General features: G+C 65.7%; 27 protein-coding genes. 12 read left to right on the top strand and 15 right to left on the bottom strand.

Going from position 1 to position 23442, the window contains the following annotated elements; translation table 11 throughout:
* The 3 genes from Q0R16_RS18725 to Q0R16_RS18715 form a co-directional block, all read right to left on the bottom strand.
* On the bottom strand, nt 1-660 hold a 660-nt coding region (locus tag Q0R16_RS18725), incomplete at its 3' end, for a pyridoxal-phosphate dependent enzyme (RefSeq protein WP_295639875.1).
* Nucleotides 661-705: 45 nt separating this feature from the next.
* Nucleotides 706-1350, bottom strand: coding sequence for a phosphoribosylanthranilate isomerase (locus Q0R16_RS18720; protein ID WP_295639872.1), 645 nt, complete (start codon nt 1348-1350; stop codon nt 706-708).
* Nucleotides 1351-1486: 136 nt separating this feature from the next.
* Nucleotides 1487-2254 (bottom strand): SIMPL domain-containing protein, encoded by a 768-nt coding sequence (locus Q0R16_RS18715; RefSeq protein WP_295639869.1) that lies wholly within the window; start codon nt 2252-2254, stop codon nt 1487-1489.
* A gap of 153 nt (nt 2255-2407) precedes the next feature.
* On the opposite strand from Q0R16_RS18715, the gene Q0R16_RS18710 reads away from it, so the two are divergent.
* On the top strand, nt 2408-2956 hold the full coding sequence (locus Q0R16_RS18710; RefSeq protein WP_295639866.1) for a hypothetical protein: 549 nt from the start codon (nt 2408-2410) through the stop codon (nt 2954-2956).
* Nucleotides 2957-2959: 3 nt separating this feature from the next.
* On the opposite strand, the gene Q0R16_RS18705 is transcribed toward Q0R16_RS18710, so the two are convergent.
* The 5 genes from Q0R16_RS18705 to purB all read right to left on the bottom strand — a co-directional run bounded on the left by Q0R16_RS18705 (nt 2960) and on the right by purB (nt 7005).
* Entirely contained in the window at nt 2960-3607 is a 648-nt protein-coding gene (locus tag Q0R16_RS18705; RefSeq protein ID WP_295639863.1) for a hypothetical protein, read from the bottom strand.
* A 39-nt stretch (nt 3608-3646) separates the two neighbouring features.
* Nucleotides 3647-4327, bottom strand: a complete 681-nt coding sequence (gene pyrF, locus Q0R16_RS18700; protein WP_295639860.1) for an orotidine-5'-phosphate decarboxylase — start codon at nt 4325-4327, stop codon at nt 3647-3649.
* Nucleotides 4324-4632, bottom strand: a complete 309-nt coding sequence (locus tag Q0R16_RS18695) for a LapA family protein (protein ID WP_295639857.1) — start codon at nt 4630-4632, stop codon at nt 4324-4326. The genes pyrF and Q0R16_RS18695 overlap by 4 nt, the downstream gene beginning before the upstream one ends.
* A 98-nt stretch (nt 4633-4730) precedes the next feature.
* Complete coding sequence (locus tag Q0R16_RS18690; protein ID WP_295639853.1) at nt 4731-5684, bottom strand: alpha/beta hydrolase; 954 nt, start codon at nt 5682-5684, stop codon at nt 4731-4733.
* Nucleotides 5685-5691: 7 nt separating this feature from the next.
* Nucleotides 5692-7005, bottom strand: coding sequence for an adenylosuccinate lyase (purB, locus tag Q0R16_RS18685; protein WP_295639851.1), 1314 nt, complete (start codon nt 7003-7005; stop codon nt 5692-5694).
* Nucleotides 7006-7129: 124 nt separating this feature from the next.
* Between purB and Q0R16_RS18680 the strand changes: the two genes are divergently transcribed.
* From Q0R16_RS18680 to Q0R16_RS18670, 3 genes are all read left to right on the top strand, one after another.
* Nucleotides 7130-9241 (top strand): NAD(P)/FAD-dependent oxidoreductase, encoded by a 2112-nt coding sequence (locus Q0R16_RS18680; protein WP_295639848.1) that lies wholly within the window; start codon nt 7130-7132, stop codon nt 9239-9241.
* A 3-nt stretch (nt 9242-9244) separates the two neighbouring features.
* Entirely contained in the window at nt 9245-9553 is a 309-nt protein-coding gene (locus tag Q0R16_RS18675) for a putative quinol monooxygenase (protein WP_295639846.1), read from the top strand.
* A 69-nt stretch (nt 9554-9622) separates the two neighbouring features.
* Nucleotides 9623-10390, top strand: a complete 768-nt coding sequence (locus tag Q0R16_RS18670) for a methyltransferase (RefSeq protein WP_295639843.1) — start codon at nt 9623-9625, stop codon at nt 10388-10390.
* 9 nt (nt 10391-10399) lie between these two features.
* Here Q0R16_RS18670 and Q0R16_RS18665 read toward each other — a convergent pair whose 3' ends face one another.
* Complete coding sequence (locus Q0R16_RS18665) at nt 10400-11125, bottom strand: NRDE family protein (RefSeq protein ID WP_295639840.1); 726 nt, start codon at nt 11123-11125, stop codon at nt 10400-10402.
* On the bottom strand, nt 11126-11869 hold the full coding sequence (gene radC, locus Q0R16_RS18660; protein ID WP_295639837.1) for a DNA repair protein RadC: 744 nt from the start codon (nt 11867-11869) through the stop codon (nt 11126-11128).
* An 87-nt stretch (nt 11870-11956) separates the two neighbouring features.
* Here radC and Q0R16_RS18655 point away from each other — a divergent pair, with 87 nt between their 5' ends.
* The 8 genes from Q0R16_RS18655 to Q0R16_RS18620 all read left to right on the top strand — a co-directional run bounded on the left by Q0R16_RS18655 (nt 11957) and on the right by Q0R16_RS18620 (nt 18726).
* Complete coding sequence (locus Q0R16_RS18655; protein ID WP_295639834.1) at nt 11957-15178, top strand: YdbH domain-containing protein; 3222 nt, start codon at nt 11957-11959, stop codon at nt 15176-15178.
* 141 nt (nt 15179-15319) lie between these two features.
* Nucleotides 15320-15472, top strand: coding sequence for a YnbE family lipoprotein (locus tag Q0R16_RS18650; RefSeq protein WP_295639878.1), 153 nt, complete (start codon nt 15320-15322; stop codon nt 15470-15472).
* Nucleotides 15472-15867: a YdbL family protein gene (locus Q0R16_RS18645; RefSeq protein WP_295639831.1), complete on the top strand. Its 396-nt coding sequence runs from the start codon at nt 15472-15474 to the stop codon at nt 15865-15867. Before Q0R16_RS18650 ends, Q0R16_RS18645 begins: the two co-directional genes overlap by 1 nt.
* Nucleotides 15868-16097: 230 nt before the next feature.
* The gene (locus Q0R16_RS18640; protein WP_295639828.1) at nt 16098-16439 is read left to right on the top strand and encodes an AtpZ/AtpI family protein; all 342 of its coding nucleotides are present in this window, start codon (nt 16098-16100) and stop codon (nt 16437-16439) included.
* A gap of 73 nt (nt 16440-16512) precedes the next feature.
* Nucleotides 16513-17289, top strand: coding sequence for a F0F1 ATP synthase subunit A (locus Q0R16_RS18635; protein ID WP_295639825.1), 777 nt, complete (start codon nt 16513-16515; stop codon nt 17287-17289).
* Between the two features lie 66 nt (nt 17290-17355).
* Entirely contained in the window at nt 17356-17583 is a 228-nt protein-coding gene (locus Q0R16_RS18630; RefSeq protein WP_295639823.1) for a F0F1 ATP synthase subunit C, read from the top strand.
* Between the two features lie 104 nt (nt 17584-17687).
* Nucleotides 17688-18182, top strand: coding sequence for an ATPase (locus tag Q0R16_RS18625; protein WP_295639820.1), 495 nt, complete (start codon nt 17688-17690; stop codon nt 18180-18182).
* Nucleotides 18175-18726 (top strand): hypothetical protein, encoded by a 552-nt coding sequence (locus tag Q0R16_RS18620; protein ID WP_295639817.1) that lies wholly within the window; start codon nt 18175-18177, stop codon nt 18724-18726. The genes Q0R16_RS18625 and Q0R16_RS18620 overlap by 8 nt, the downstream gene beginning before the upstream one ends.
* A 60-nt stretch (nt 18727-18786) precedes the next feature.
* On the opposite strand, the gene Q0R16_RS18615 is transcribed toward Q0R16_RS18620, so the two are convergent.
* From Q0R16_RS18615 to Q0R16_RS18595, 5 genes are all read right to left on the bottom strand, one after another.
* The gene (locus tag Q0R16_RS18615) at nt 18787-19803 is read right to left on the bottom strand and encodes a substrate-binding domain-containing protein (protein ID WP_295639814.1); all 1017 of its coding nucleotides are present in this window, start codon (nt 19801-19803) and stop codon (nt 18787-18789) included.
* Between the two features lie 82 nt (nt 19804-19885).
* Nucleotides 19886-20662: a hydroxyacylglutathione hydrolase gene (gene gloB, locus Q0R16_RS18610; protein ID WP_295639811.1), complete on the bottom strand. Its 777-nt coding sequence runs from the start codon at nt 20660-20662 to the stop codon at nt 19886-19888.
* Between the two features lie 10 nt (nt 20663-20672).
* Complete coding sequence (locus tag Q0R16_RS18605; protein WP_295639808.1) at nt 20673-21071, bottom strand: GFA family protein; 399 nt, start codon at nt 21069-21071, stop codon at nt 20673-20675.
* 119 nt (nt 21072-21190) lie between these two features.
* Nucleotides 21191-22900 carry a 30S ribosomal protein S1 gene (gene rpsA, locus Q0R16_RS18600; protein ID WP_295639805.1) on the bottom strand — a complete coding sequence of 570 codons (1710 nt, stop codon included), beginning with the start codon at nt 22898-22900 and terminating at the stop codon, nt 21191-21193.
* 222 nt (nt 22901-23122) lie between these two features.
* Nucleotides 23123-23442 (bottom strand): (d)CMP kinase (locus Q0R16_RS18595; RefSeq protein ID WP_295639802.1); only part of this gene is annotated, 320 nt, incomplete at its 5' end.

Raw genomic sequence — 23442 nt, 5'->3', positions numbered from 1 at the left:
GCCGATCACGCTCTGGAAGTCGCGCACCATCGCGGGGTAGGGATGCGGGCCGGCGGCGGTGCCGATGCAATAGAACGTGTCGGCGACATTGGTGACCCAATCGCGCAAGGCTTCGTTCATGGCGTCCTTCAGCGTGCGCGCGCCCGATTGCACCGGTACGACTTCGGCGCCCAGCATCTTCATGCGGAACACATTGGGCTTCTGCCGCTCGACGTCGACCGCGCCCATATAGACCACGCATTTGAGACCGAAGCGCGCGCAGGCGGTCGCCGTGGCGACCCCGTGCTGGCCCGCGCCCGTCTCGGCGATGATGCGCGGCTTGCCCATGCGGCGGGCGAGCAGGATCTGCCCCATCACATTGTTGATCTTATGCGCGCCGGTGTGGTTGAGTTCGTCGCGCTTGAAGTAGATCTTGGCGCCGCCGAGATGCTCGGTCATGCGCTGCGCGAAATAGAGCGGGCTCGGCCGGCCGACATAGTGTTCGAGCAAGTCCTCGAACTCCGCGGCAAAGGCCGGGTCTTGCTTGGCCTTGCGGTATTCGCGTTCCAGTTCGAGCACCAGCGGCATGAGCGTCTCGGCGACGAAACGGCCGCCGAACTGGCCGAAGTGGCCACGGTCATCTGGGGTGTTGCGGAAGCTGTTGCGGGGTTCGGTCGTCATGCTTGGCCACTGGCAGACAGGCGGCGAATTGTCCAGTTTGGCGTCCTAAAGTGCGGCGCGAATTGCCTTGCAGAATGCCGCGATCTTGTCGGCATCTTTCACGCCGGGCGCGGATTCGACGCCCGACGAGACATCGACCAACGGCGCAGCGGTCGCTCGTGCGGCGTCCGCCACATTGTCGGGAGCCAGTCCGCCTGCCAGCCCCCAGGCCAGCTTGCCACGCCATGCCGCCAGCAGCGACCAGTCGAACACCAGTCCCATGCCGCCGGGCAGCGTGCCTTTGGGCGTTTTCGCGTCGAACAGGATCATGTCGGCGGCTCCGGCGTAGGCTTCGGCGCGGGCGATATCCTTCGCGCTGGCAACCGAGACGACTTTCCAAACCGGAATGCCCAGTTCGCCGCGCAACTGCGCAGCGCGGGCGGGGGTTTCATGTCCGTGCAACTGGATCACATCGAGGCTGGCTGCTTTGGCTGCATCGTGGATTGTGGCATCCGTGGCATCGACGAACACGCCGACCAGCTTCGCCCGGCCCGCGTTGCGTGCGGCTAACGCAGCAGCATCGGGCAGAGCGACGTTGCGCGGGCTGGGCGCGTAGAACATCAGGCCGAGATAATCCGCGCGGGCTTCAACCGCTGCGTCGAGCACGGCGGGTTCGCGGATACCGCAGATCTTGATCAGGGGTGTGGGCATTGGATCGATTTACAAACCCGTTCGTCCTGAGCCTGTCGAAAGACTGCTCTTCTGCTTTATCGCCCTAGAAGAAAGAACGGCCCTTCGACAAGCTCAGGGCGAACGGGGGTGGTTACGCTCTGTGTAGCCTGCGCCCTCAGGGGGCCAGTTCGAACTGCACCGTCACGTTGGCGCTCAGGTTCACTTCGCCAGCCTCGACCGGAGCCGCAGCGGCGTCCATCGCCTTGGCGCGCGCGAACATCATCGGTTGCGCGAAATTGCCGCCGCCCTCGGCAATCGACACGATCCGCAGCACGCGCATTCCGGCGGCGCGGGCGTAGAGATCGGCGCGGGCGCGAGCGGTTTTCATCGCTTCGAGCCGGGCCTCGTCCAACGCGGTGGAGGGTTCGTCGACGGTAAAGCTGGGTCCGTTGATCTGGTTGGCGCCGGCAGAAACCAGCGCATCGATCGTGGTGCCATAGGCATCGAGCTTGCGCTGGCGGACGTTCACCTGGTTCGACACCTGGTAGCCGATGATCACCGGACCGACCGTGCGACGCGGGCGGATTGCCGGCTGCGCCGTCTGCTCCTCGTAAACTGGCGAGACCGAAAGGTTGCTGGTCTGGATATCGCGCGAGGCGACGCCCGCTTTCTTCAGTTCGGCGATTACCGCGGTCATCGCCTGCGAATTGGCCGAGAGCGCTTGTGACGCGGTCTTGCCTTGCGTGGTCACGCCGGCGGTGAACACCGCAAGGTCGGGCGCGCGGTGGGCCTGGCCTTCGGCGCTGATTGTCAGCATCGTATCGCCAGGCGCCATCAGGCTGCCGTCGGTGGCGGGTGTCGCGGCGTGCGCGGTTAGCGGGAGCAGGCAGGCCAGCGCGACGGCCAGGGGCGTGCGGCGCAAGGCGGGGGGGAGGTGGGTCAAGAACAGGATCCTTTGTCGCAGGGATGATGGCCGCTGCTCGGCCAGCGCGGCTTACGCGAGACTGAACGGGTTTCGGAAGCCGTGGTTGCAGCCCGCAACGCTTACTTAAGGCCTCGGCTCGTAAACCGGACGCTTAACGCAGCGGGGGCTGGTATGATCAGGGTGGCAGTGGGCGGCATGGTCGCTTTGGGGGCCGTGGGTTCGGTTTATCTGGTGGGCTTTCGCCCGCCGCCCGACGAGTTCGCGCTGGGCCGAGCGCAAGCTTACCAACGGCTTGCGACCGCGCCGCTTCGCAGCAAGAAGGATGGCGTGTTCCGGGGCATTCCGGTTAACGTGCACGGCAACGGGCTGGGCGATCTGCACTGGGATGCAGGCGGCCAGGCCTGCACGCTGGGGCTGACGCGCTTGTCCGACATTTCGACCAGGGTTGCGGTGTCCTGCACGGGGATCGACAGCCTGAGCGCCGAGCATTTGCGCGATCGGGTGATCGAACAAGTCGATGCCACGCTGACCGGGCGACCCTTCGATCCGCGCAAGGCCGATGGTGCGACGTCGTATCGCTGGCCCGCTCCGCCGGTGGCCCTGGCACAATCGGCATCACCCACCCAATTGCCGACGCGCCCGGCCGGAATGGTCAATGCCAGCGACAGCGATGCCGGTCCGCCGCTCCCGGCCGATCCGGCGGAGGGACACGAGCAGTAAATCCTAGCGCTTGCCGCGCGCAGTGGGCGGCGTGATGTCGTATGCATAACGCGAAACGTGGCGCGAACGGCGCGAATCAGCCGCGATGTGGCTGAAGTGCGCGGTTTGCGGATCGTATTCGAAGCCGAAATTGCCTTGTGTCGAATCGCAGACGAAGAACGGTTCGAGCGCGTAATATTGCGCCGGATCGTGTTCGGGGTGGCGGTCCATCAGTTCTTCGCGCAGCGCGGGAAGCTCCGCGCTGCGCAGCACATTGCCGATGATCAGCCGCTGGGCGCCACGCGTCACGCCGACATATTGCCGGACCCACTGGCTCGCGACGAACTTTGCGCCGTCGCCGAGCGGCGTGGCGGGCTTGTTGGCCGCCGGTGATACGGCGGGTGCGGCGGCCAGCGCGGAAGGCAGTCCGGCTTCGAGCTTCGAGATTACCGCCGCTTCGGGCATCCAGTGCCCGTCGATCGGCCTGGCCGCGCGGCGGGCGCAGGGCCTGAGCATGGCGGTCGCAGCATCGCCGGGCAGCGCAAAAGCCCCATCGGGCAAGGCGGCGGCGCGCACCGCGCGGTGGAGATCGCCGAAGCTGGTAACCGCGATCAGTGTGACAAGGCCCCCGGCCAGTCCCGCGATCACGCCCGTTCGCCGTGTTATTTTCATGGCGCCCGCCTCATCCGACTCGGCTCCGGGCGCGCGCGCTCAGAGCGTGCCTTCGATGGCGCGGGCGGCGGTAAGCGGATCATCGGCGCGGCTGATCGGGCGGCCGATCACCAGCACGCTGGCGCCGGCATCGCGCGCGGCGCGGGGCGTGACGATGCGTTTCTGGTCGCCTGAAGCCGTGACTGTGCCAGCCGTGCGCAGGCCGGGCACCACGATGAATGCATCCTTCCAGCGCTTGTGCACATCACCCACTTCGTGTCCCGAACAGACCACGCCATCGAGCCCGGCCTCGCGCGCCAGATCGGCCAGCCGCAAAACCTGATCGTGCGGGGCATTGGACACCCCGACGCTGGCGAGATCGCCCGCATCGAGGCTGGTCAGCACCGTCACGCCCACCACCTTGCAATGATCGCCCGCCGCGGCCTTGGCGTCTTCCATCATCGCGCGCCCGCCGCTGGCGTGGACGGTGACGATCGCGGGCTGGAGCACGTGGATCGCCTGCATCGCGGCTGCGACGGTGTTGGGAATGTCGTGCAGCTTCAGGTCGAGGAAGATCGGCAGCCCGATCTTGGCGACTTCGTGGACACCATGGTGGCCATGCGCGCAGAAGAATTCGAGCCCCAGCTTGATCCCGCCGATGTGCCCGCGCACCTTTTGCGCCAGCGCGATGGCTGCATCGAGCCGCGGCAGATCGAGCGCGAGATAAACCGGATTGGTCATTTTATCTCGGTAGCGATGGGCGTGTTGCCGGGTTGCGTCGGCAGTCCGATGGATTGCGCCAGCGAGCTTTCAAGCGTGCTGATCCTGCGGGTAAGTCGCCAATTCAAAGCGCGGTGAAGCAGCCACATCGGCAGCAGCCCAAGCGCGAAGAACACCAGCGCGATGAAGCCTACGGGCCAGTCGAAGTGCAGGTAGCCGTTTTCGATCGGCCAGAAATTCACCGGCGCCTTGCCCCAGTTCATCGCGACGAACGCGACGAGAAATGCGGTGATCGTCACCCAGACCACTGTGCGAATGATATTCATGCAAACTTTCCCCGTACTGCGCGCACCCGTTGTGCCGAGGTCAACCGGTTGTTAGGCGGATTGGCCCGCAAAGGGAAGGCCGCGAAGGTGCGGCCATGTCAGGACGCCGGCTGCGACAGGAATGCGTCGACGTCCTGTGCGGAACGGTCGGGGGTTTCCTCCATCGGCAAGTGCCCGATGCCGGGGTAGACGATCTTGCGCGAACCCTTGATCCGCGCAGCAAACCAATCCGCACCGCTGGCGGGGATCAACTTGTCCTCGGCGCCCCACAGGATCAGCGTGGAGACGGTAATGCTGGCCACCTGCGCCGCGTTATCGGCGTGCACGCGCGTCACTTCGCTGCGTAGCCGGGTCGCGCGGCGGTTGCCGGGGTAGCGGTTGAGGTCGCGGTAACGGTCGATCACTGCGTCGGACACTATCGCCTGGTTCGACACCGTCTGGTGCAGCGATTGTGCGAACACGCTGCGCGGCGAGATGTAATCCACCAGCCGGTTGATGCCCGGCGTGCGCAGCATGCGGAAACCCAGTGGCAGCTTGCGGTTCGGGTCTTCGGGAGGGCCGGCCGCATCGACCAGGATCAGCTTCACAACCTTGTCGGGGTGCACGGACGCATATGCCCACGCCACCCCGCCGCCCATCGAATTGCCCGCCAGCGCGAACTTGCTCACGCCCATTCGCACCATCAGCGCATCGAGCGTGCCGGTGAACGCGTCCGCATCGTACTGGTCAGTCGGGTTCGGGCCGGTGAGGCCGTGGCCGATCTGGTCGAGGCTGATCACGCGGTATTTTGCGCCAAGCCGCGCCACCCACGGCTCCCACGTGTGGAGCGAGGCGTTCGAGCCGTGGAGCAGCACCAGCACCGGTCCGTCCTTGTTGCCCTGATCGCGCACGTGCATCGTCAGCCCGCCGCCAATGTCGATGAACTGCGAAGGCGGCGCGCCGTATTTCGCGCGCATCGTCGCCCGGTCGCTGTCGGGCGCATAACCGATCAGCACCAGCGCCGCGATCAGCACCAGCAGCCCACCGCCGATCCACTTCAGCGCGCGCTTCATCGCCGGCTTACTCGCCGAACACGCGCGCGAAGATCGTGTCAACGCGGGCGAGGTGGTAATCGAGGTTGAAACTGGCCTCCAGGTCGGCCGCGCTGATCTTGGCGGCAACCTCGGCGTCGGCCTTGAGCAGTTCGAGCAGCGACAGCGCGCCGTCCGATTCCCACACCTTCATCGCGTTGCGCTGGACTGCGGCATAACTGTCCTCGCGGCTCAAGCCCGCCTGCGTCAGCGCCAGCAGCACGCGCTGCGAGTGAACCAGCCCGCCCATGCGATCGAGGTTCTTCTGCATCCGCACCGGATAAATCAGCAGCTTGTCGATCACTCCGGTCAGCCGGCCCAGCGCGAAATCCAGCGTGATCGTGGCATCGGGCGCGATGTAGCGTTCGACCGACGAATGCGAAATGTCGCGTTCGTGCCACAGCGCCACGTTCTCCATCGCCGGCACCACGGCCGAACGCACCATGCGCGCGAGGCCGGTCAGGTTCTCGGTCAGGATCGGGTTGCGCTTGTGCGGCATCGCCGACGAGCCCTTCTGGCCGGGCGAGAAATACTCTTCGGCTTCAAGCACTTCGGTGCGCTGCAAGTGGCGCACTTCCACCGCGAGCCGTTCGATCGAGCTGGCGATCACGCCCAGCGTGGCGAAAAACATCGCGTGGCGATCGCGCGGGATCACCTGCGTGGAAACCGGTTCGACTTCCAGCCCCAGCTTCTCGGCGACATATTCCTCTACCGCCGGATCGACGTTGGCGAACGTGCCGACCGCGCCCGAAATTGCACACGTCGCGATCTCTGCCCGCGCCAGCACCATCCGCGCGCGGCAGCGGGTGAACTCGGCGTAAGCCTGCGCCAGTTTCAGCCCGAATGTGGTTGGCTCCGCGTGGATGCCGTGGCTGCGCCCGATCGTGGGGGTGTGCTTGTGTTCGAACGCGCGCGTCTTGATCGCCGCCAGCAGCGCATCGAGATCGGCGATCAACAGGTCCGAAGCGCGCGCCAGTTGCACCGCCAGCGTGGTGTCGAGCACGTCCGAACTGGTCATGCCCTGGTGCATGAAGCGTGCCTGCTCGCCCACTTGTTCCGAAACCCAGGTCAGGAATGCGATCACATCGTGCTTGGTCACCGCCTCGATCGCGTCGATCGCGGACACGTCGATCACGGGCTTCGTGGCCCACCAGTCCCACAGCGCCTTGCCCGCGCTGGCGGGCACCACCCCCAGTTCACCCAGCTTGTCGGTGGCGTGCGCCTCGACTTCGAACCAGATCGCGTAACGCGCCTCGGGCTCCCAGATCGCGGTCATCGCGGGGCGGCTGTAACGGGGGACCATGTGCGACTCCGATGCGCTTTTTCGCTGCTGCCGCTAGGGCGCGCGGGCGCCAAAGGCAAGCGCACGCCGATTTGTAACGCGAACCCGCCAGCGTGCGAATAGCGCGTCGGGGGATCACGAGGCCATGCAGTCGATTCAAGCAAAGTTGGCCGAGGAACGGCTTTCCCCGTTCGTGCGCGTGACGTTGCGCGTGTGGATCAAGGGTGCGCTGGCGCTGCTGGCGGTGGCGCGGCCGGTGTTCGACGTGGTGGTGCGGATCGAACTTGCGCAGACCATGCTGCGCGCCAGCTTCACGATGATGATGACGCATTCCACATGGGCGGCGACCGAGGCGATCATCGGACTGATCGCGCCATTCCTGCTGATGGCCGGCCTCGCCACGCGCGTTTCTGCGACCGCGCTGGCGCTGCTGATCTGCGCGGGCTGGCGCGGAGCAACTCTCGATGCCGGCAGCCTGGTCCTGCTCGCGCTGCTCGGCTGGTATGCCTTGCGCGGCGCCGGCGCGGTCTCGATCGACCGGGCAATCGCGCGCGGGCTGGGCGACAGCGCCTTGCCGCTGGCCGCTCCGGTCACGCGAATGCTGGCCTGGGTCAGTCGCCAGCTTGCACCGCTGTGGCTCACGGCCATGCGCCTGTGGCTGGCGGCGACTCTGCTGGCTGCGGGCGGATGGATCACCCCCGATACCCACGTGCTGCCCATCGGCTTGTTCGGGCTGGCGGTGCAAGCGCTGGTCCTGCCGCTGGCGGTGCTGATCGCGCTGGGGCTGGCCATGCCGCTCACCATGCTGCTGGTATTCCTCAACCTCGGCACCGCCATGGTGATGGACGGGCATGTCGGGTTGCTGCTGTTGCCGACCATGGTGCTCGGGCTGCTCGCGTTCGAAGGCGCGGGTACGCTTTCGCTCGATGCGCTCAGCCGCCGCTGGCTGGACCGCAACGTGCTGTTCGATCGCCGCTTCGAAGACGTGCCCGCGCATTGGCCACATGTTGTCGTGGTAGGTGCCGGGTTCGGCGGAGTGGCCGCGGTCAACCGGCTGAAGCGGCTCCCCGTGCGGGTGACGCTGATCGACCGCAACAATTACCACTTGTTCCAGCCGCTGCTGTACCAGATCGCCACCGCCGCGCTGTCGCCGGCCGATGTTGCCACACCGATCCGCAGCCTGTTCGCCGCCGATGGCAACGTGCGCGTGCTGCTGGGCACGGTCGAGGCGATCGACCCGGCGGCCAAAGTGGTGACGCTGGCGTGCGGCACGATCGCCTACGATACGCTGCTGCTCGCGACCGGCGCCACGCACAGCTATTTCGGCCGCGACGAATGGGCGGCCTTCGCGCCCGGGCTCAAGACGATCGAGGACGGCACCGCGATCCGTGCGCGCGTCCTGACGGCATTCGAACGCGCCGAAGCCAGCGACAACCCCGCCGACGCCGCACGATTGCTGACATTCGTGATCGTCGGCGCGGGGCCGACCGGGGTCGAACTGGCCGGCGCCATCGCCGAACTGGCGCACCAGGGGCTGCGGCGCGAATACCGCAACATCGATCCGTCGCGGGCGCGGATCGTGCTGGTCCAGTCTGGCCCACGCGTGCTGCCGAGCTTTCCCGAAGCGCTTTCGGCGCAAGCCGCCGCCGCTCTGACGCGGCTAGGCGTCGAAATCCTGCTCGATTCGCGTGTCACCGGCATCGACGGCTGCGGGGTGAAACTGGCTAGCGGGCAGACGATCGCCACGCAAACCGTGCTGTGGGGCGCGGGCGTTGTGGCATCCCCCGCCGCGCGCTGGCTGCGGTGCGAAACCGACCGTTCGGGCCGCGTGGTGGTCGATGGCCAGTTGCGCGTGGCTGGCTTCGCAGACGTCTACGCGATCGGCGACACAGCCGCCTCGTCGGGCTGGAACGGCAAGCCGGTCCCCGGTCTGGCCCCGGCCGCCAAGCAGGCGGGAGAGCACTTCGCCAAGGCCGTCGAACAGGCGTTGCTCGGCCGCCAGGCGGCGCCGTTCGCCTACAAGCATCAGGGCAGCCTCGCCACGATCGGCCGCAAGAGCGCGGTCGCCGATTTCGGCTGGATCAGGCTGAGCGGCGCGCCGGCGTGGTGGCTGTGGGGCGCGGTCCACGTCGGGTTCCTGGCAGGCTTCCGCAACCGCGTGGCTGTGCTGGTCAACTGGGGGTGGTCGTACTTCACGATGCGACCGGGTATAAGGTTGATCACCGATAGCTCGCATCCGGGCACCAAGGGAACCTGATCGATGATCATCATAACCGGCTCCGCCATACTCAAACCCGAAACCCGCGATGCCGCAATCGTGCTCGGCGCCGAACACAGCGCGCGATCGCGCGCCGAACCGGGCTGCATCGCGCACAATGTCCACATCGATGCAGAGGATCCGCGGCGGCTGGTGTTCCTTGAATTGTGGGCCGATCTGGCGTCGGTGAAGACGCACTTTGCGGTGCCGGCGTCGGGCGCCTTCGTCCGCGCGCTGTCCGGGATGACCCAAGGGCCGCCCGAAATGAAGATATTCGAAGCCGAAGACGTGACCGCCGCTCTGCGCGGATAAGCGGTGCTATCCTGCCTTGGCGTGCTGTGGCATCAGCGGGGCACGAACGAATTTCCCGGGAGAATGAACATGATGAAGCCAAAAACATGGATGATCGGTGCGGCGCTGTTGGCCATGACCACGGGCGGCGCGTTGATGGCAAAGGCGCCCGCGGCCAGCGCCGCGATTGCCGCCGCCCTGGCCGCGCCCGATCGCACCAAGGCCGATACCGACCATGATGCCGATCGCAAACCGGGCGTGATCGTGGCGTTTGCGGGGATCAAACCCGGCGACAAGGTGGGTGATTTGATCCCGGGACGCGGTTATTTCACGCGCATCTTTGCCCATGTGGTCGGGGAAAAGGGCCACATCTATGCCATCGTGCCCGCCGAATTCATCGAGAAGAATCCCAAGGGCGGCGATGCGATCAAGGCGGTTGCGGCCGAACCCGCGATGAAGAACGTCAGCGTTGTGGTTACCCCGGCCGGCGCGCTGAACGCGGGCGCGCCGCTCGACGTGGTGTTCACAGCGCAGAACTACCACGACGTCTATGGCTATTTCGGCGCCGACAAGGCGGCGGCGATGAACGCGGCGGTGCTCAAGATGCTCAAGCCGGGCGGGCGCTATGTGATCGAGGATCACATCGCGCCGGGGCTGACCGACCCTGCGGTGATCACCAAGGTGCACCGCATCGACCAGGCCACCGTCAAGAAGCAGGTCCTGGCGGCAGGGTTCAAGTTCGACGGCGAATCGATCGTGCTGCACAACGCCGCCGACACGCACGACAAATCGGTGTTCGACCCGGCATTGCGCGGGCACACCGACCAGTTCGTGATGGCCTTCCACAAGCCCAAATAGCGCAGCCGGTCATCCCCAGCGGAAGTCGATCGCCGTCTCGCCGCTGGTCGCGCCGCCTGCTTCGAAGCGGCGTTCGATGATCGTACTGGCGCCGTGGTGGTCGATCAGCACCAGCGTGGAACAGCGGGTGCAGTAGGCCGGGTTGCGGATGAATACTGCAGAGAAGGGTGATTCGGGGCCGGATTCGCCGGGGATTGCTGGTGGAAGGGTCTCGTCGGCGAGCGCGGTGAACAGCGGTTCGGTGGTCTCGGCATCCGCCTCCAGCCAGCGGGCGAGGGCGGCGGTCAGCGCGCGGGTTTTGGGCCAGGGCGGGTCGAACGGGCCGTTCGACAAGCCGTGCAAGCCGGGGCCGAGGGCGGTGCGTTCGATGGGATGGTTGGTCAGCAGCCACAAGGCGTCGGGGCTGGCGGCGAACAGATTGCACGGGTTGTAGGCGGTTAGCGGGATCGTTCGCGGATCGGCACCGTGGAGCAGGTCGGTCACCAAGGCGCCGCGCGATGGTCGATCGGGCTGCGGGAAACCTTCGGCGCGATGGTTGGTGACGAGCACGAAGCGCGGGGCCATTCCGTCGCTCACGCCCAGCCAGGTGCCGCCCGATTGCAGATCGCGGCCGCAGATCAGCCCGGCATTGCGCGCCAATGGGCTGGCAGGCCGGGCGTGGAATTCATCGCGGTTGGCGAGCGCGACCAACTTCCAGCGCGGGTGCGCTTCCCAGGCCAGTGCGGCGATGCACACTCAGATCAGCCCCTTGGCCTTGAGCGAGACATGCCCCTCGCGCCCGATAATCACGTGATCGTGGACGCTGACGTCAAGCAGTCTCCCCGCCTCGATGATGCGCTGGGTGATCTGGATGTCCGCGCGGCTCGGCTGCGGTGAGCCGGATGGGTGATTGTGGACCAGGATCAGCGCCACCGCGCCGATATCGAGCGCCTTGCGGATCACCTCGCGCGGGTGGATCGCGGCTTCGTCGATCGAGCCATCGCCGACGTGGTGATCGAGGATCAGCCGGTTCTGACTGTTGAGATAGAGCACGCGCACCCGCTCCACCGTCAGGTGCGCCATGTCGATCGTCAGGTAATCGATCAGCGTCTGCCAGCTTCCCAGCACCGGCAATTCGCTGGCCTGCTGGCGCGCCAGGCGCCGCGCGGCGAGCGCTACGATGCGCAAGGCCGCGGCGCTGCTTTCGCCCATTTCGGGGTGGAGCGCGAGCGTGCGCGGATCGGCCATCAGCACGCCTGCCAGAGATCCGAAGCGCTGGACCAGGCTGCGCGCGATCGGCTTGGTGTCGATTCGCGGACGCGCCAGCATAAGCAGGTATTCGATCAGTTCATGGTCCGCCAGCGCGTCGGTTCCGCCCTCCAGCAGTCGCTTGCGCAGCCGCGCGCGATGGCCCGAAGTATCGAACGCCTCCTCGCGCAGCCGGTTCTTCGGTGCATCGGGGGCCGCTCGTTCAGGAAACAGTCGGGGTTCGTCGGCCATGCGGTCTCCGCGACGGCACCATGTGGTGCCTTGTGCGTTGTTGCACCTGCATTGCCGAAGCGGGGGGAGTGCGCAAGAAGGGGGTGCATGGCCGACTGGAATGATGACACGCCCCAAGTCGCGGGCCAAGCCGAGGGCGCCCGACCGGCCGAACCGCTCACCGCCGGCGATGGCCTGGTTGCGCCCGCTGTCCGGGGCCGGCGCGTCTGGCCGTGGTTGCTGGGCGGAGCCGGCGTGGTGCTGGTGGCGGCGTTGGGCTTTGCCTGGACCGAGCGCGAATCGATCGCTGGCAAGATCTTCAAGCGCCAAGTGGCGATCAGGGGTCTACGCTCGACCTATCACGTCGATCGGATCGACCCCGGCCAGCAGGTTCTCTCCAACTTTATCGTGGGCGATCCCGCGCACCCCGATCTCACGATCGCGAAAGTCACCATCACGATCGCCTACCGGTTCGGTTTGCCGGGCATCGGTTCGATCCGGCTCGAACAGGCGCGGCTATATGGGCGGTTGATCGATGGCAAACCCAGCTTCGGCAGTCTCGATCGGGTGCTCTACGCCAAGGCCGAGCCGGGCAAACCGCCGGCCGGGCTGCCCGATCTCAACGTCATACTCGACGATGCGCGCGCGCGAATCGACAGCGAATATGGCCCCGTCGGCATCAAGCTGCAGGGCCGCGGTGTTCTCGCCGATGGTTTTGCGGGCACGCTTGCCGCAACCGGGCCGAACCTGGCCATCGGCGGCTGCACCCTGCGCAAAGGCACGATCTACGGCAAGCTGACCACTCGCGCCAGCGCACCGCGCTTCGTCGGCCCGGTGCGGATGGAGCGGCTGGGTTGCCCGGGGCAGGCGCTGGCCTTGAATGCGGTCACCGCGCAGACCGACCTGGCCTTCGAACGCAACCTGGCAGGTGCGCAAGGCACCGTGTCGCTGCGTGCCGGTCCGTTCGCAACCGGAAACAACCGTGCGCAGTTGCTGGCCGTCGACGGCGATCTCGGCTGGCATCAGGGCGTGATCGACGCGCGGCTGCAAGGCAGCGCCAGCGGGATCGCGACGCCTTCGGCCACTGTCGCGTTGGCGCGGTTCGACGGCACGCTCCGGTCATCGGGTCGATCATCGAGCGGCGCCGGCGGCCGGCTGGAACTTCAGGGCACGCTCGATGGCGATGGTGTTCAGCCGGGGCAGCGGCTCGACGCCGCTTTCATTTCTGCGCAACGCGCTGCCACCGACACGCTCGTCGCGCCGATGATCGGGCAGATGCGCGCTGGCTTGCAGGCCCAACGCCGGGGCAGTCGCTTCTCGGCGCGGTTCGATTTGCGGCGGAGCGGGGCGCGGACGACCGTGGCGGTTCCGCAAGCGCAACTGACCGGCGGCACCAGGGCTGTGCTGGCGGCGGTTTCGCACGGAACTTACGCGCAAGCCGGGCAGGGATTGGCTCAGATCGCGGGCAATGTGTCGACTGGCGGGCCGGGCCTGCCGCGGATCACCGGGCAAGTGACGCAAGGTGCCGGCGGCTTGCGGGCGCGGCTCGCGATGGCTGATTACCGCGCTGGCGATGGATCGCTGGCCATCCCCGAACTGCTGCTGACGCAAGCCCGCAACGGCATGTTGAGCTTTTCCGGCAACGCGCGGCTGAGCGGTGCGATACCCGGCGGGCGCGCTGAAGGGCTGGCCCTGCCGATCGATGGCACCATGTCACCCAGCGGCGCATTTGCGCTGTTCCGAGACTGCACGACAGCGCGGTTCGATCGGTTGACGTTGGGCGAAATGGAGATCGACCGCCGCGCGCTGACGTTCTGCCCGCAGCATGGCCAGGCCATCGTGCGGAGCAGCGCGGCCGGCTTGCAGGTTGCGGCGGGCACACCTTCGCTCGATCTGGTCGGGCGATTCGGCGGCGCGCCGATGCGGCTCACCAGCGGCGCAGTCGGCTTTGCCTATCCGGGCTTGCTCGTTGCTCAATCGGTGGACCTGGCGCTGGGGGCGGCGGACCAGCCGACGCGGCTCAAGTTGAACCACCTCACGGCGCGCCTCGGCCGCGATTTCAGCGGTGACTTTACCGGGCTGGAAGGGCGGCTCGCGGCGGTTCCGCTCGATCTGGAGCAGGGGACCGGGCAGTGGCGCTATGCCAAGGGCGCGCTGACGATCGACAAGGCCGCGTTCCGGCTGGCAGACCGGACCGCGCCCGTCCGTTTCGAACCGCTGGTGGCGCGCGATGCCCGGCTTTCCTTCGCCAACGGCAAGATCGACGCCGAGGCGCTGCTGCGCCAACCGAAGAGCGATCGCGCCGTGGTTCTGGCGAAAATCCACCACGATCTGGCGGCCACGACCGGCCACGCCGATCTGGCGGTCAACGGCCTGGTGTTCGACAAGACGCTCCAGCCGGACGATCTGACCACGCTCGCCAAGGGCACCGTGGCCAATGCGGCCGGGCGGATCGACGGCACCGGGCGGATCGACTGGAACGGCACCCGCGTGACCAGCACGGGCAAGTTCTCCACAGATTCGCTCGATCTGGCGGCAGCGTTCGGGCCGGTGAAGGGCATCAAGGGCAGCCTGATGTTCACCGATCTGCTGGGGTTGGTGACGGCGCCGAACCAGACGTTCAGGATCGGTTCGATCAATCCGGGCATCGAGGTTCTCGATGGCACTGTCACGCTCGCGGTCCTGACCGGGCAGGAAGTGGCGATTGCCGGCGCAAGCTGGCCGTTCGATGGCGGTACGCTGCGGCTGGAGCCGGTACGGCTGACCTTCGGCGCTTCGAACGAACGGCAATATGTGCTGGCGATCGAGGGACTGGACGCGGCGAAGTTCGTCGAGCGCATGCAGCTTGGCAATTTGCGCGCGACCGGTCGGTTCGACGGGCGGTTGCCGCTGCTGTTCCGCGGCGATGCCGGGCGGATCGAGGGCGGGATCCTGGTTTCACGGCCCCCGGGCGGCAATGTGTCCTATGTCGGCGCGCTGACTTACAAGGACTTGTCCTACATGGCCAATTTCGCCTTCGATGCGCTGAAATCGCTCGATTACAAGGCAATGACGATCGGCGTGGACGGTGATCTTGCCGGAGACATCATCACCAAAGTGCGGTTCGACGGGGTCAGCCAGGGGCTGGGGACGAAGAAGAACTTCGCAACCCGCGAGATTTCCCGGTTGCCGCTGCAGTTCAACGTCAACGTGACGGCGCCATTCTACAGCCTGATCAACAAGGCAAAATCGATCTACGATCCGGGAACCACCGGCCTGCTTGACGAACATGGGCAGCCGATCCCGCTCGACAAGCGCATTCAGCATCAAGCAAGCGAACATCAGCCATGAACACCATTGAGCTAACCGGATTCCCGGTCGGGCCAATTCATGGCGGGGCCTGGCGAGGATTTGGGGGGAAACTGAGATATGAAGATTGCTGAACCGAAAAGAAGCCGATTGCGGACGGCGGTGCGGGTGCTGCCGGTGGGCATGGCCTTGCTGGCGATGGGTGGGTGCATCTCGGTCAAGGCGCCGGACAAGCCGATCGTGATCGAACTCAACATCCATATCACCGCCGAAGTGGTTTACCGTCTTGCGACCGATGCGGCCAAGACGATCGAGAACAACAAGGAGATTTTCTGATGCGTGCATCACCCGTCCTGTCGCTTCATCGGCTTTGGCTGACGGCAGCGACGCTTGTGCTGGGCCTTGGCGGCTCGATGGCGGTTGCGCAGTCGAACCCGCAATACGCGGCGGCCAAAGCTGCGGGCGAGATCGGCGAGAAGGCGGATGGCTATGTGGCGCTCGTCGGCGGGCCGGCTTCGTTGCGAGCGGTGGTTGACGATATCAACATCAAGCGCAAGGCGGTCTATGCCGAACGCGCGGCTGCCAATCACGCCACGGTCGAGGAATATGCGCTGAGTTCGGGCTGCAACCTGATCACCAAGACCAAGCCGGGCGAAAAGTATCAGGCCCCCGATGGTAGCTGGCAGACCCGCGGTGCCGGTGCGCCCCTGCGGGATTCGCGCTGTCCTTGACAGTCGGCCCCTGACACCCGGCTGACGATGCCGCGCCATGATTAGCCGGCGCGGCACTCTGCGGTTGCAGGGGCGTTGCGATCCCCCGGGCGATCCTCGAACCTCCACCCGGTTGACTTGGGCGGACCCCCTGCCTATGGGGAGCGCGCTTTGGCGGGGTTGCCCGTTTTCATGGTGGTTTGTGCATGGGACGCGGCGGCCCGATGGCAGTTGCGTAACGGACAAACACTATGGCGACGCAAGATCCCGATGAAGTTTCCGGCGATGGCGTGGAAAATCGGGCGGACCCGCGGCTGACCTCTCTGGAGGAACGCCTCAAGGCCGCGCGGCACGCCGAAGACTTGCTGACCGCCCATAAGGAGGTTGGCAAGGCCTTCACCGGAAAGGGCACTTCGCAGGGAAATCGGGTCCTTTCGGTGCTGTTGGGCAGTCCGCTTGGCGGATTGGTCATCGGTTTCGCGCTGGATCGGGTGCTGGGAACACAGCCCAGGATCATGCTGGGTATGCTGTTTTTCGGCGTCGTGGCGGGTTTCGTCCAGGTTCTGCGGATTTCTCGCGAACGCGCCGATTAGGCACGCCATCGCGTCGGATCGGCATATCGTTATCGCCCCTCGGGTGGCAATTTTGTAGGTACAGGGATCAAGCGTGGCAGCGGCAAGCAAGATCGATCCGATGCACCAGTTCCAGATCGAGGGGCTTTCGGGCCAACTCTCTGGGGCTCCTTTCGTGTTCACCAACTCGGCGCTGTGGATGATGATCGTCCTGGGTGCGATCCTGCTGTTCATGTGGGGCGGGATGAAGCGCGAAATCGTGCCCGGCCGCTGGCAGGCCGCGGTCGAAGGGCTGGTCGGCTTCGTGACCGGCCTGGCGATGACCAACATCGGCAAGGAAGGGCGCGCCTATGTGCCCTGGATCTTCACCGTGTTCGTGTTCATCCTGTTTTCGAATTACATGGGCCTGATGCCGTTCGGCATCGTCGAAGCCGCGCATCCATTCACGGTCACCAGCCAGTTCACGGTTACAGGCCTGCTGGCGGTGATCAGCTTCGGCATCGTGCTGATCGTGGGGATTGCCAAGCACGGCCTCAAGTTCTTCAGCCTGTTCGTGCCGCACGGCACCCCGATCGGGCTGATGCCGTTGATCGTGCCGATCGAAATCATTTCGTTCATGGTCCGCCCGTTCAGCCTGGCGTTGCGGTTGTTCGTGGCGATGATCGCGGGCCACATCTTGGTCGAAGTGTTCGGTAACTTCATGGTTCAGGGGCTGAATGCCCATTCCGCGCTGGGCGTGTTCGTCTGGGCGATCAGTTTCATCTTCGTGCTCGGCGTCAATGCGCTCGAACTGCTGGTCTGCGGTATCCAGGCTTATGTGTTCGCGCTGCTGACCTCGCTTTACATCAACGATGCGGTCCACCTGCACTAGGATTCCGCGTCGGACCTTCACCGAATTTCAAACCTGATTTTTCTTCATATTCAACGGAGTAGTACCATGGATCTCGCAGCAGCAAAGGTTATCGGCGCCGGTCTCGCGGCAATCGGCGTGGGCGTTGCAGCCATCGGCGTGGGCAACGTGTTCAGCGCGTTTCTCGAAGGTGCTCTGCGCAACCCCAGCGCGGCCGATGGCCAGCAGGGCCGCCTGTTCATCGGTTTCGCCGCGGCGGAATTGCTTGGCCTGATCGCGTTCGTGGTCGCCATCATCATCCTGTTCGCCGTCTGATCAGCACGGGCTTCCCGTCCGGGCGCCAGTGGCGACCTGACGGGACCTGATTTCACCCCGGTTAGCCGGGGCGAGCGCCCGATCGGGCCAATCGAGACTGACCAATGCCACAGCTTACCCAGCTTGCGCTCGTATACCAGTCGCAGCTTTTCTGGCTGCTGCTGACGCTCGCCGTGATCTACTTCGGGATTGCGCGGCAAATGCTGCCCAAGATCGAGAAGGTCGTGGATGATCGCAATGCGCGCATCCAGGGTGACTTGACGGCAGCCGCAGTGGCGCGTGATGCGGCGAATGCGGCGGAAACGACCGCACAAGCCGCCGATCACGCCGCGCGCGAACAGGCGCAAGCGCTGGCTGCAAAGGCGAAAGCCGATGCGACGATGCATACCGAAGGTTTGCTGGCCAAGGCCGACGCTGCCATCGCCGTTCAACTCGCGACAGCCGAAGCCAGTCTGGCCGCGGCTCGGGCGGCAGCGCTGAACAGCCTCGAAACGGTGGCTGCAGAAGCGGCGCAGGATATCGTGGCGAAGGTCTCGGGCGCGCAAGTATCCGCGGCCGACGCCGCTTCGGCAGTGAAGGCAGTACTCGCGCATGGCTGATCTGGGTCTTCTTCTGGTTCTCGCAGAAGCCGCTGGCGAAGCACACGGCGAAGTTGGCGAACCCTCCGCGTTCGGCCTCGGACCAGGCGGTTGGGTGGCGATGACCGTCCTCGCGCTGTTCGCGCTGATGATCTATCTCAAGGTGCCCGCTCTCGTGGCCGGGATGCTCGACCAGAAGATCGCAGGCATCCGCGCGCTGCTCGATGAAGCCGTCAAGCTGCGCCGCGAAGCCGAAGCGTTGAAGGCCGAATATGAAGCCAAGCTGGCCGGCGCCGCAACCGACGCCGCCACGATGACCGCTGCCGCCGAAGAAGAGGCCGGACGCATCGTCGCCAAGGCGCAAACCGACGCCACTGCGCTGGTAGCCCGCCGCCAGAAGATGGCCGAAGACAAGATTTCCGCCGCAGAACGCGCCGCGATCGACGAATTGCGCGCGCACACCGCGATTGCCGCCTCCAGCGCCGCGCGCCAGATCATCGCGCAAACACATGGTGCGGTGCAGGACAAGGCTCTGATCGACAGCGCGATCGCCGGCATCGCCTGACAATCCCGCGCCGCTGAAGGAACAAGACCCCCGGTTCGCGCCGGGGGTTTTTGTTTGAGGCTAAACCTTCGCGCGCGTCGATCCACGCAGCAGCAGGTTGACCGGTACGCGCGGGTGATCGGCCCGCTCGCCCGCCAGCAGCGCGATCAACCGATCGACCAGCGCGCTTCCCGCTGCCTCGAAATCGGGTTCGATCGTGGTGAGCGGCGGCGAAGCAAACGCGCCCGCGCGGATACCGTCGAAGCCGACGACACCAACGCGATCGGGCACCATCATCCCGCGCCGCTCCAGTTCGTTCATCGCGCCGAGCGCCATTTCATCGCTCACTGCGAAGATGGCGTCGAATGACGTGCCGTCATCCACCAGCGCAGCGGCCGCGCGCCGGCCTTGTTCGCGGCGTGGCAAATCCGGCTCCGCGGCGATCAGCCGAGGCGTACGGCCAGCCTCCCGCATCGCTGCCGCATAGCCTTCAAACCGTTCGTCGAACTGGCGCTGGGCCGATCCGAGTTGGGCGAAGCACACGATTTCGCGGTAGCCGCAATCGATCAGATGTCGGTTGGCCAGCCGTGCGCCGGCGTCGTTGTCCGATCGCACCCAGTCGAAATCGTCGTCGGGCGAACCCCAGCACACCCAGTTTATGCCGCGCGGGCGCATCGTGCGGAAGTATTCCCACGCCGGTGCGTTTTCGTTGGTGCCGATCACGACCATGCCATCGGCCTTGCGGCGTTCCTGGTAGAGCCCCCAGAAATTTTTGGGCGAATCCTGGAACGACACCAGCGTCTCGAACCCGCGCGCCGCGGCTGCCGCGCATGTGCTGCCCAGCAATGAGAAGTAGAACGGGTTGATATCCTTGCTGTCCTGCCCGGGGCGACAGATCATCACCACGGCCAGCGTACCGGTCCGCCCGGTCCGCAACCGCGCCGCGTTGGCATCGACCTGGTAGTTGAGCCGTTTGGCGGCATCTTCGACGCGCAGCCGAGTGCGCTCGCTGATCGAGGCATCGCCGGCCAGCGCGCGCGACACGGTCGACTGGCTGACGCCGGCCGCTTCGGCCACATCGAACGAGGTGACGCGCACGGGTCTCACAACACGCGCAGCCTCGCTTGCAGGCAATCCCGAACCGTCCGCCATTGCGCCCCCGCTCCCCTCGATCGAGGCCCTAGCGGAAATCGTCCTTGGCTGCACGCAAAGCCGCAAAGGTTTGCACGGCATCGCCGACCAGTCCCCCCCTCTGGGCCCAGCGCGCTTGCAGATCGGGCGCATCGGCGCGCAGGAAGGGGTTGGCCAGCCGCTCGCGCGCCAGGCCGAACGGTACGGTGGGCACGCCCCGTGCGCGCTTGTCGGCAACTTCTGCGGCATAGTCGGTGAGCGCGGCATTGTCCGGATCGGCATGAACCGCGAACCGCGCGTTCGATGCGGTGTATTCGTGCGCGCAATGGATCACGGTGGCATCGGGCAGCGCGCGCAAGCGTTCGAGACTGGCCCAGAACTGGGGCGCCGTCCCCTCGAACATCCGCCCGCAACCCAGCGCGAACAGCGCATCGCCCACGAAAGCGAGCGCGGCGTCAGGCATGTGATAGGCGATGTGACCCAGGGTATGCCCGCCGACATCGATCACGTCCGCGCGCCATTTGCCGAGCAGCACGACATCGCCGTCACTGACAACGCGGTCGGGCGCCACACCCAGCTTTTCGACCTCGGCCGGGCCAACGACGAGACACTGTGTTGCCGCCTTGATCGCCGCGTTGCCGCCGGCATGATCGGGGTGCCAGTGGGTGTTCCAGATCTGCGTGATCCGCCAGCCCTTCGCCGCCGCCTCGCGCAAATATGCCTCGGCATCGGGCGTATCGATGCAGGCCGTCTCGCCGCTCGCGGGATCATGGAGCAAGTAGCCGTAATTGTCGGACAGGCAGGGGAATTGGTGAACTTCGAGCATGATCGGACCTTCAATTGCGGCCGCGCGGAAAGCGCGGAATGTCGGAGGGCATCTCGACCCACGAATGTCGGCTCGCCTCGAATACCGAGCGCATCGGCGGCGGAAACGACCAGTCTGCAAAGGCGCCGACCGGCACGCCGATCATCGACGGGTGCTTGTCGGCGCGCGCCCACACGGTCGATCCGCAAGTGGCGCAAAAGCCGGTGGTGAAGGTGGCGCCGCTATCCGTTAGGCGCGTGTACGTCGTGGCCTCGCCGTCGAGCGCGACCTGGCCGGCCTCGAAGTACGCGATCACCCCGAACGGCGATCCGCTGCGGCGCTGGCAATCGAAGCAATGGCAGGCGGAAATCGCGCCGGACGAGGCGGAAACTTCGGCGGAAAGCAGACCGCATTGGCATTGCGCGTGCATCGAACCCTCGGCTTGGCGGAACGTAAGGCTTCCTAGCGCAGCGCCATCACCAAAGCAAAAGCCCGCCCGGATCGCTCCGGACGGGCTTTTGATTGGTTGGCTGCAAAGCTAGCGAAGGATCAGTCCTTCTTGGCTTTCAACGCAGCGCCGAGGATGTCGCCCAGCGAAGCGCCGGCATCGGACGAACCGTACTGCTCGACCGCTTCCTTCTCTTCGTGAAGCTGGCGCGCCTTGACCGAGAAGTTGGGCTTCTTCGAACGATCGAAGCCGGTGACCATCGCGTCGAACTTCTGGCCGACCTGGAAACGGTCGGGGCGCTGTTCGTCACGATCGCGACCCAGGTCAGACCGCTTGATGAAGCCGGTGGCCCCATCTTCGCCGGCCTGCACTTCGAGCCCGCCATCGCGCACTTCGAGCACGGTCACGGTCACGACTTCGCCGCGACGCAGCGAATCCGCCGAAGACGTGCCGCCGGCCGCCGGAGCGCCCTTTTCGAGCTGCTTCATGCCAAGGCTGATGCGCTCCTTTTCAACGTCGACATCGAGCACGACCGCGTTGACCATTTCACCCTTGCGGTGAAGCGCCAGCGCGTCTTCGCCCGAGATGCCCCAGGCGATGTCCGACATGTGGACCATGCCATCGACGTCGCCATCGAGGCCGATGAACAGGCCGAATTCGGTGGCGTTCTTGACTTCGCCTTCGACGGTCGCACCGATCGGGTGCTTGTCGGCGAACGCTTCCCAAGGATTCTGCTGCGCCTGCTTGAGGCCCAGGCTGATCCGGCGCTTGTCGCCATCGACTTCGAGCACGATCACGTCGACTTCCTGGCTGGTCGAAACGATCTTGCCGGGGTGGACGTTCTTCTTGGTCCAGCTCATTTCCGAAACGTGAACCAGGCCTTCGATGCCTGCTTCCAGTTCCACGAACGCGCCGTATTCGGTGATGTTGGTGACGTGGCCGTGCAGCTTGGCGCCGACCGGGTACTTGGCGGCAACGCCATCCCATGGATCGGATTCGAGCTGCTTCATGCCCAGCGAAATGCGCTGCGTGTCCTGGTTGATGCGGATGATCTGGACGCGCACGGTGTCACCGATGTTGATGACTTCGCTCGGGTGGTTGACCCGCTTGTAGCTCATGTCGGTGACGTGGAGCAGGCCATCGATGCCGCCCAGATCAACGAACGCACCGTAATCGGTGATGTTCTTGACCACGCCTTCGATGATCTGGCCTTCCTTGAGGTTCTGGATCAGGCCCGAACGCTGTTCGGCGCGGGTTTCTTCCAGAACGGCACGGCGGCTGACGACGATGTTGCCGCGGCGACGGTCCATCTTGAGGATCTGGAACGGCTGCGGCACGTCCATCAGCGGGGTCACGTCGCGGACCGGGCGGATGTCGACTTGGCTGCCGGGCAGGAAAGCCACGGCGCCGTCGAGATCGACGGTGAAGCCACCCTTCACGCGGCCGAAGATCACGCCTTCGACGCGCTTGCCTTCACCGAATTCGTTTTCGAGCTTGTCCCAGGCGGCTTCGCGGCGGGCGCGGTCGCGGCTGAGCATGGCTTCGCCATCGGCGTTCTCGACACGGTCGACGAAGACTTCGACTTCGTCACCGACCGAAAGGCCGTGTGGCTGGCCGGGCATTGCGAATTCACGCAGAGCCACGCGGCCTTCGCTCTTCAAGCCGACGTCGATGACGGCCTTGTCGTTTTCGATCGCGGTAACGGTGCCCTTGACGACGCGGCCTTCGAAGCCGCCATTTGCCGCTCCACCGAGCGATTCGTCGAGCATTGCCGCGAAATCATCGCGGGTTGGTGATGCCAATGAGGCCATGTAGATCGTAGTCCTGTGGTCTGTATTTCCGGCCAGGCGGTTGTCTCCGCCGGTCTTTCTCCGCAACCGGCACCATGCCGGGGGCGGGCCAAAAGGGCCGTGCTGCCTGCCGGGCCGGATGCCGTGACAAGCATTCGTGGTGAGCACGGATGCTTCACGAACTAGGCGCCCTTATGCGCGATCAGCGGCGAAAGCAAGGAATTTGGCCAGAAGTGGACTCGATCAGCGCAGGCGTTTCAGCCGGCTTTCGACCAGCGCGATCGCGGCGGCAATCGCTTCGCGCGGAGTCATCTGCGAGGTATCGAGACGTTCGGCGTCGTCTGCTGCCCGCAGTGGCGCTTCGGCGCGGGTGCTGTCGCGTTCGTCGCGCTCCGCAAGGTCGGCTTCGATTGCGGGCAGGCTGGCATCTATCCCGCGCGCGTTCATTTCCTTCCACCGCCGCAGCGCGCGCGCGGGCACGCTGGCGGTGACGTAAAGCTTGGCCGGCGCATCGGGCGCGATCACCGTGCCGATGTCGCGCCCGTCGAGCACCGCGCCGCCGG

Origin of the sequence: Novosphingobium sp. (genome assembly GCF_025351285.1) — a bacterium.
GTDB lineage: Bacteria > Pseudomonadota > Alphaproteobacteria > Sphingomonadales > Sphingomonadaceae > Novosphingobium.
Note: the sequence above shows the minus strand (reverse complement) of the source record. Positions and strands in the feature narration are given on the sequence as shown.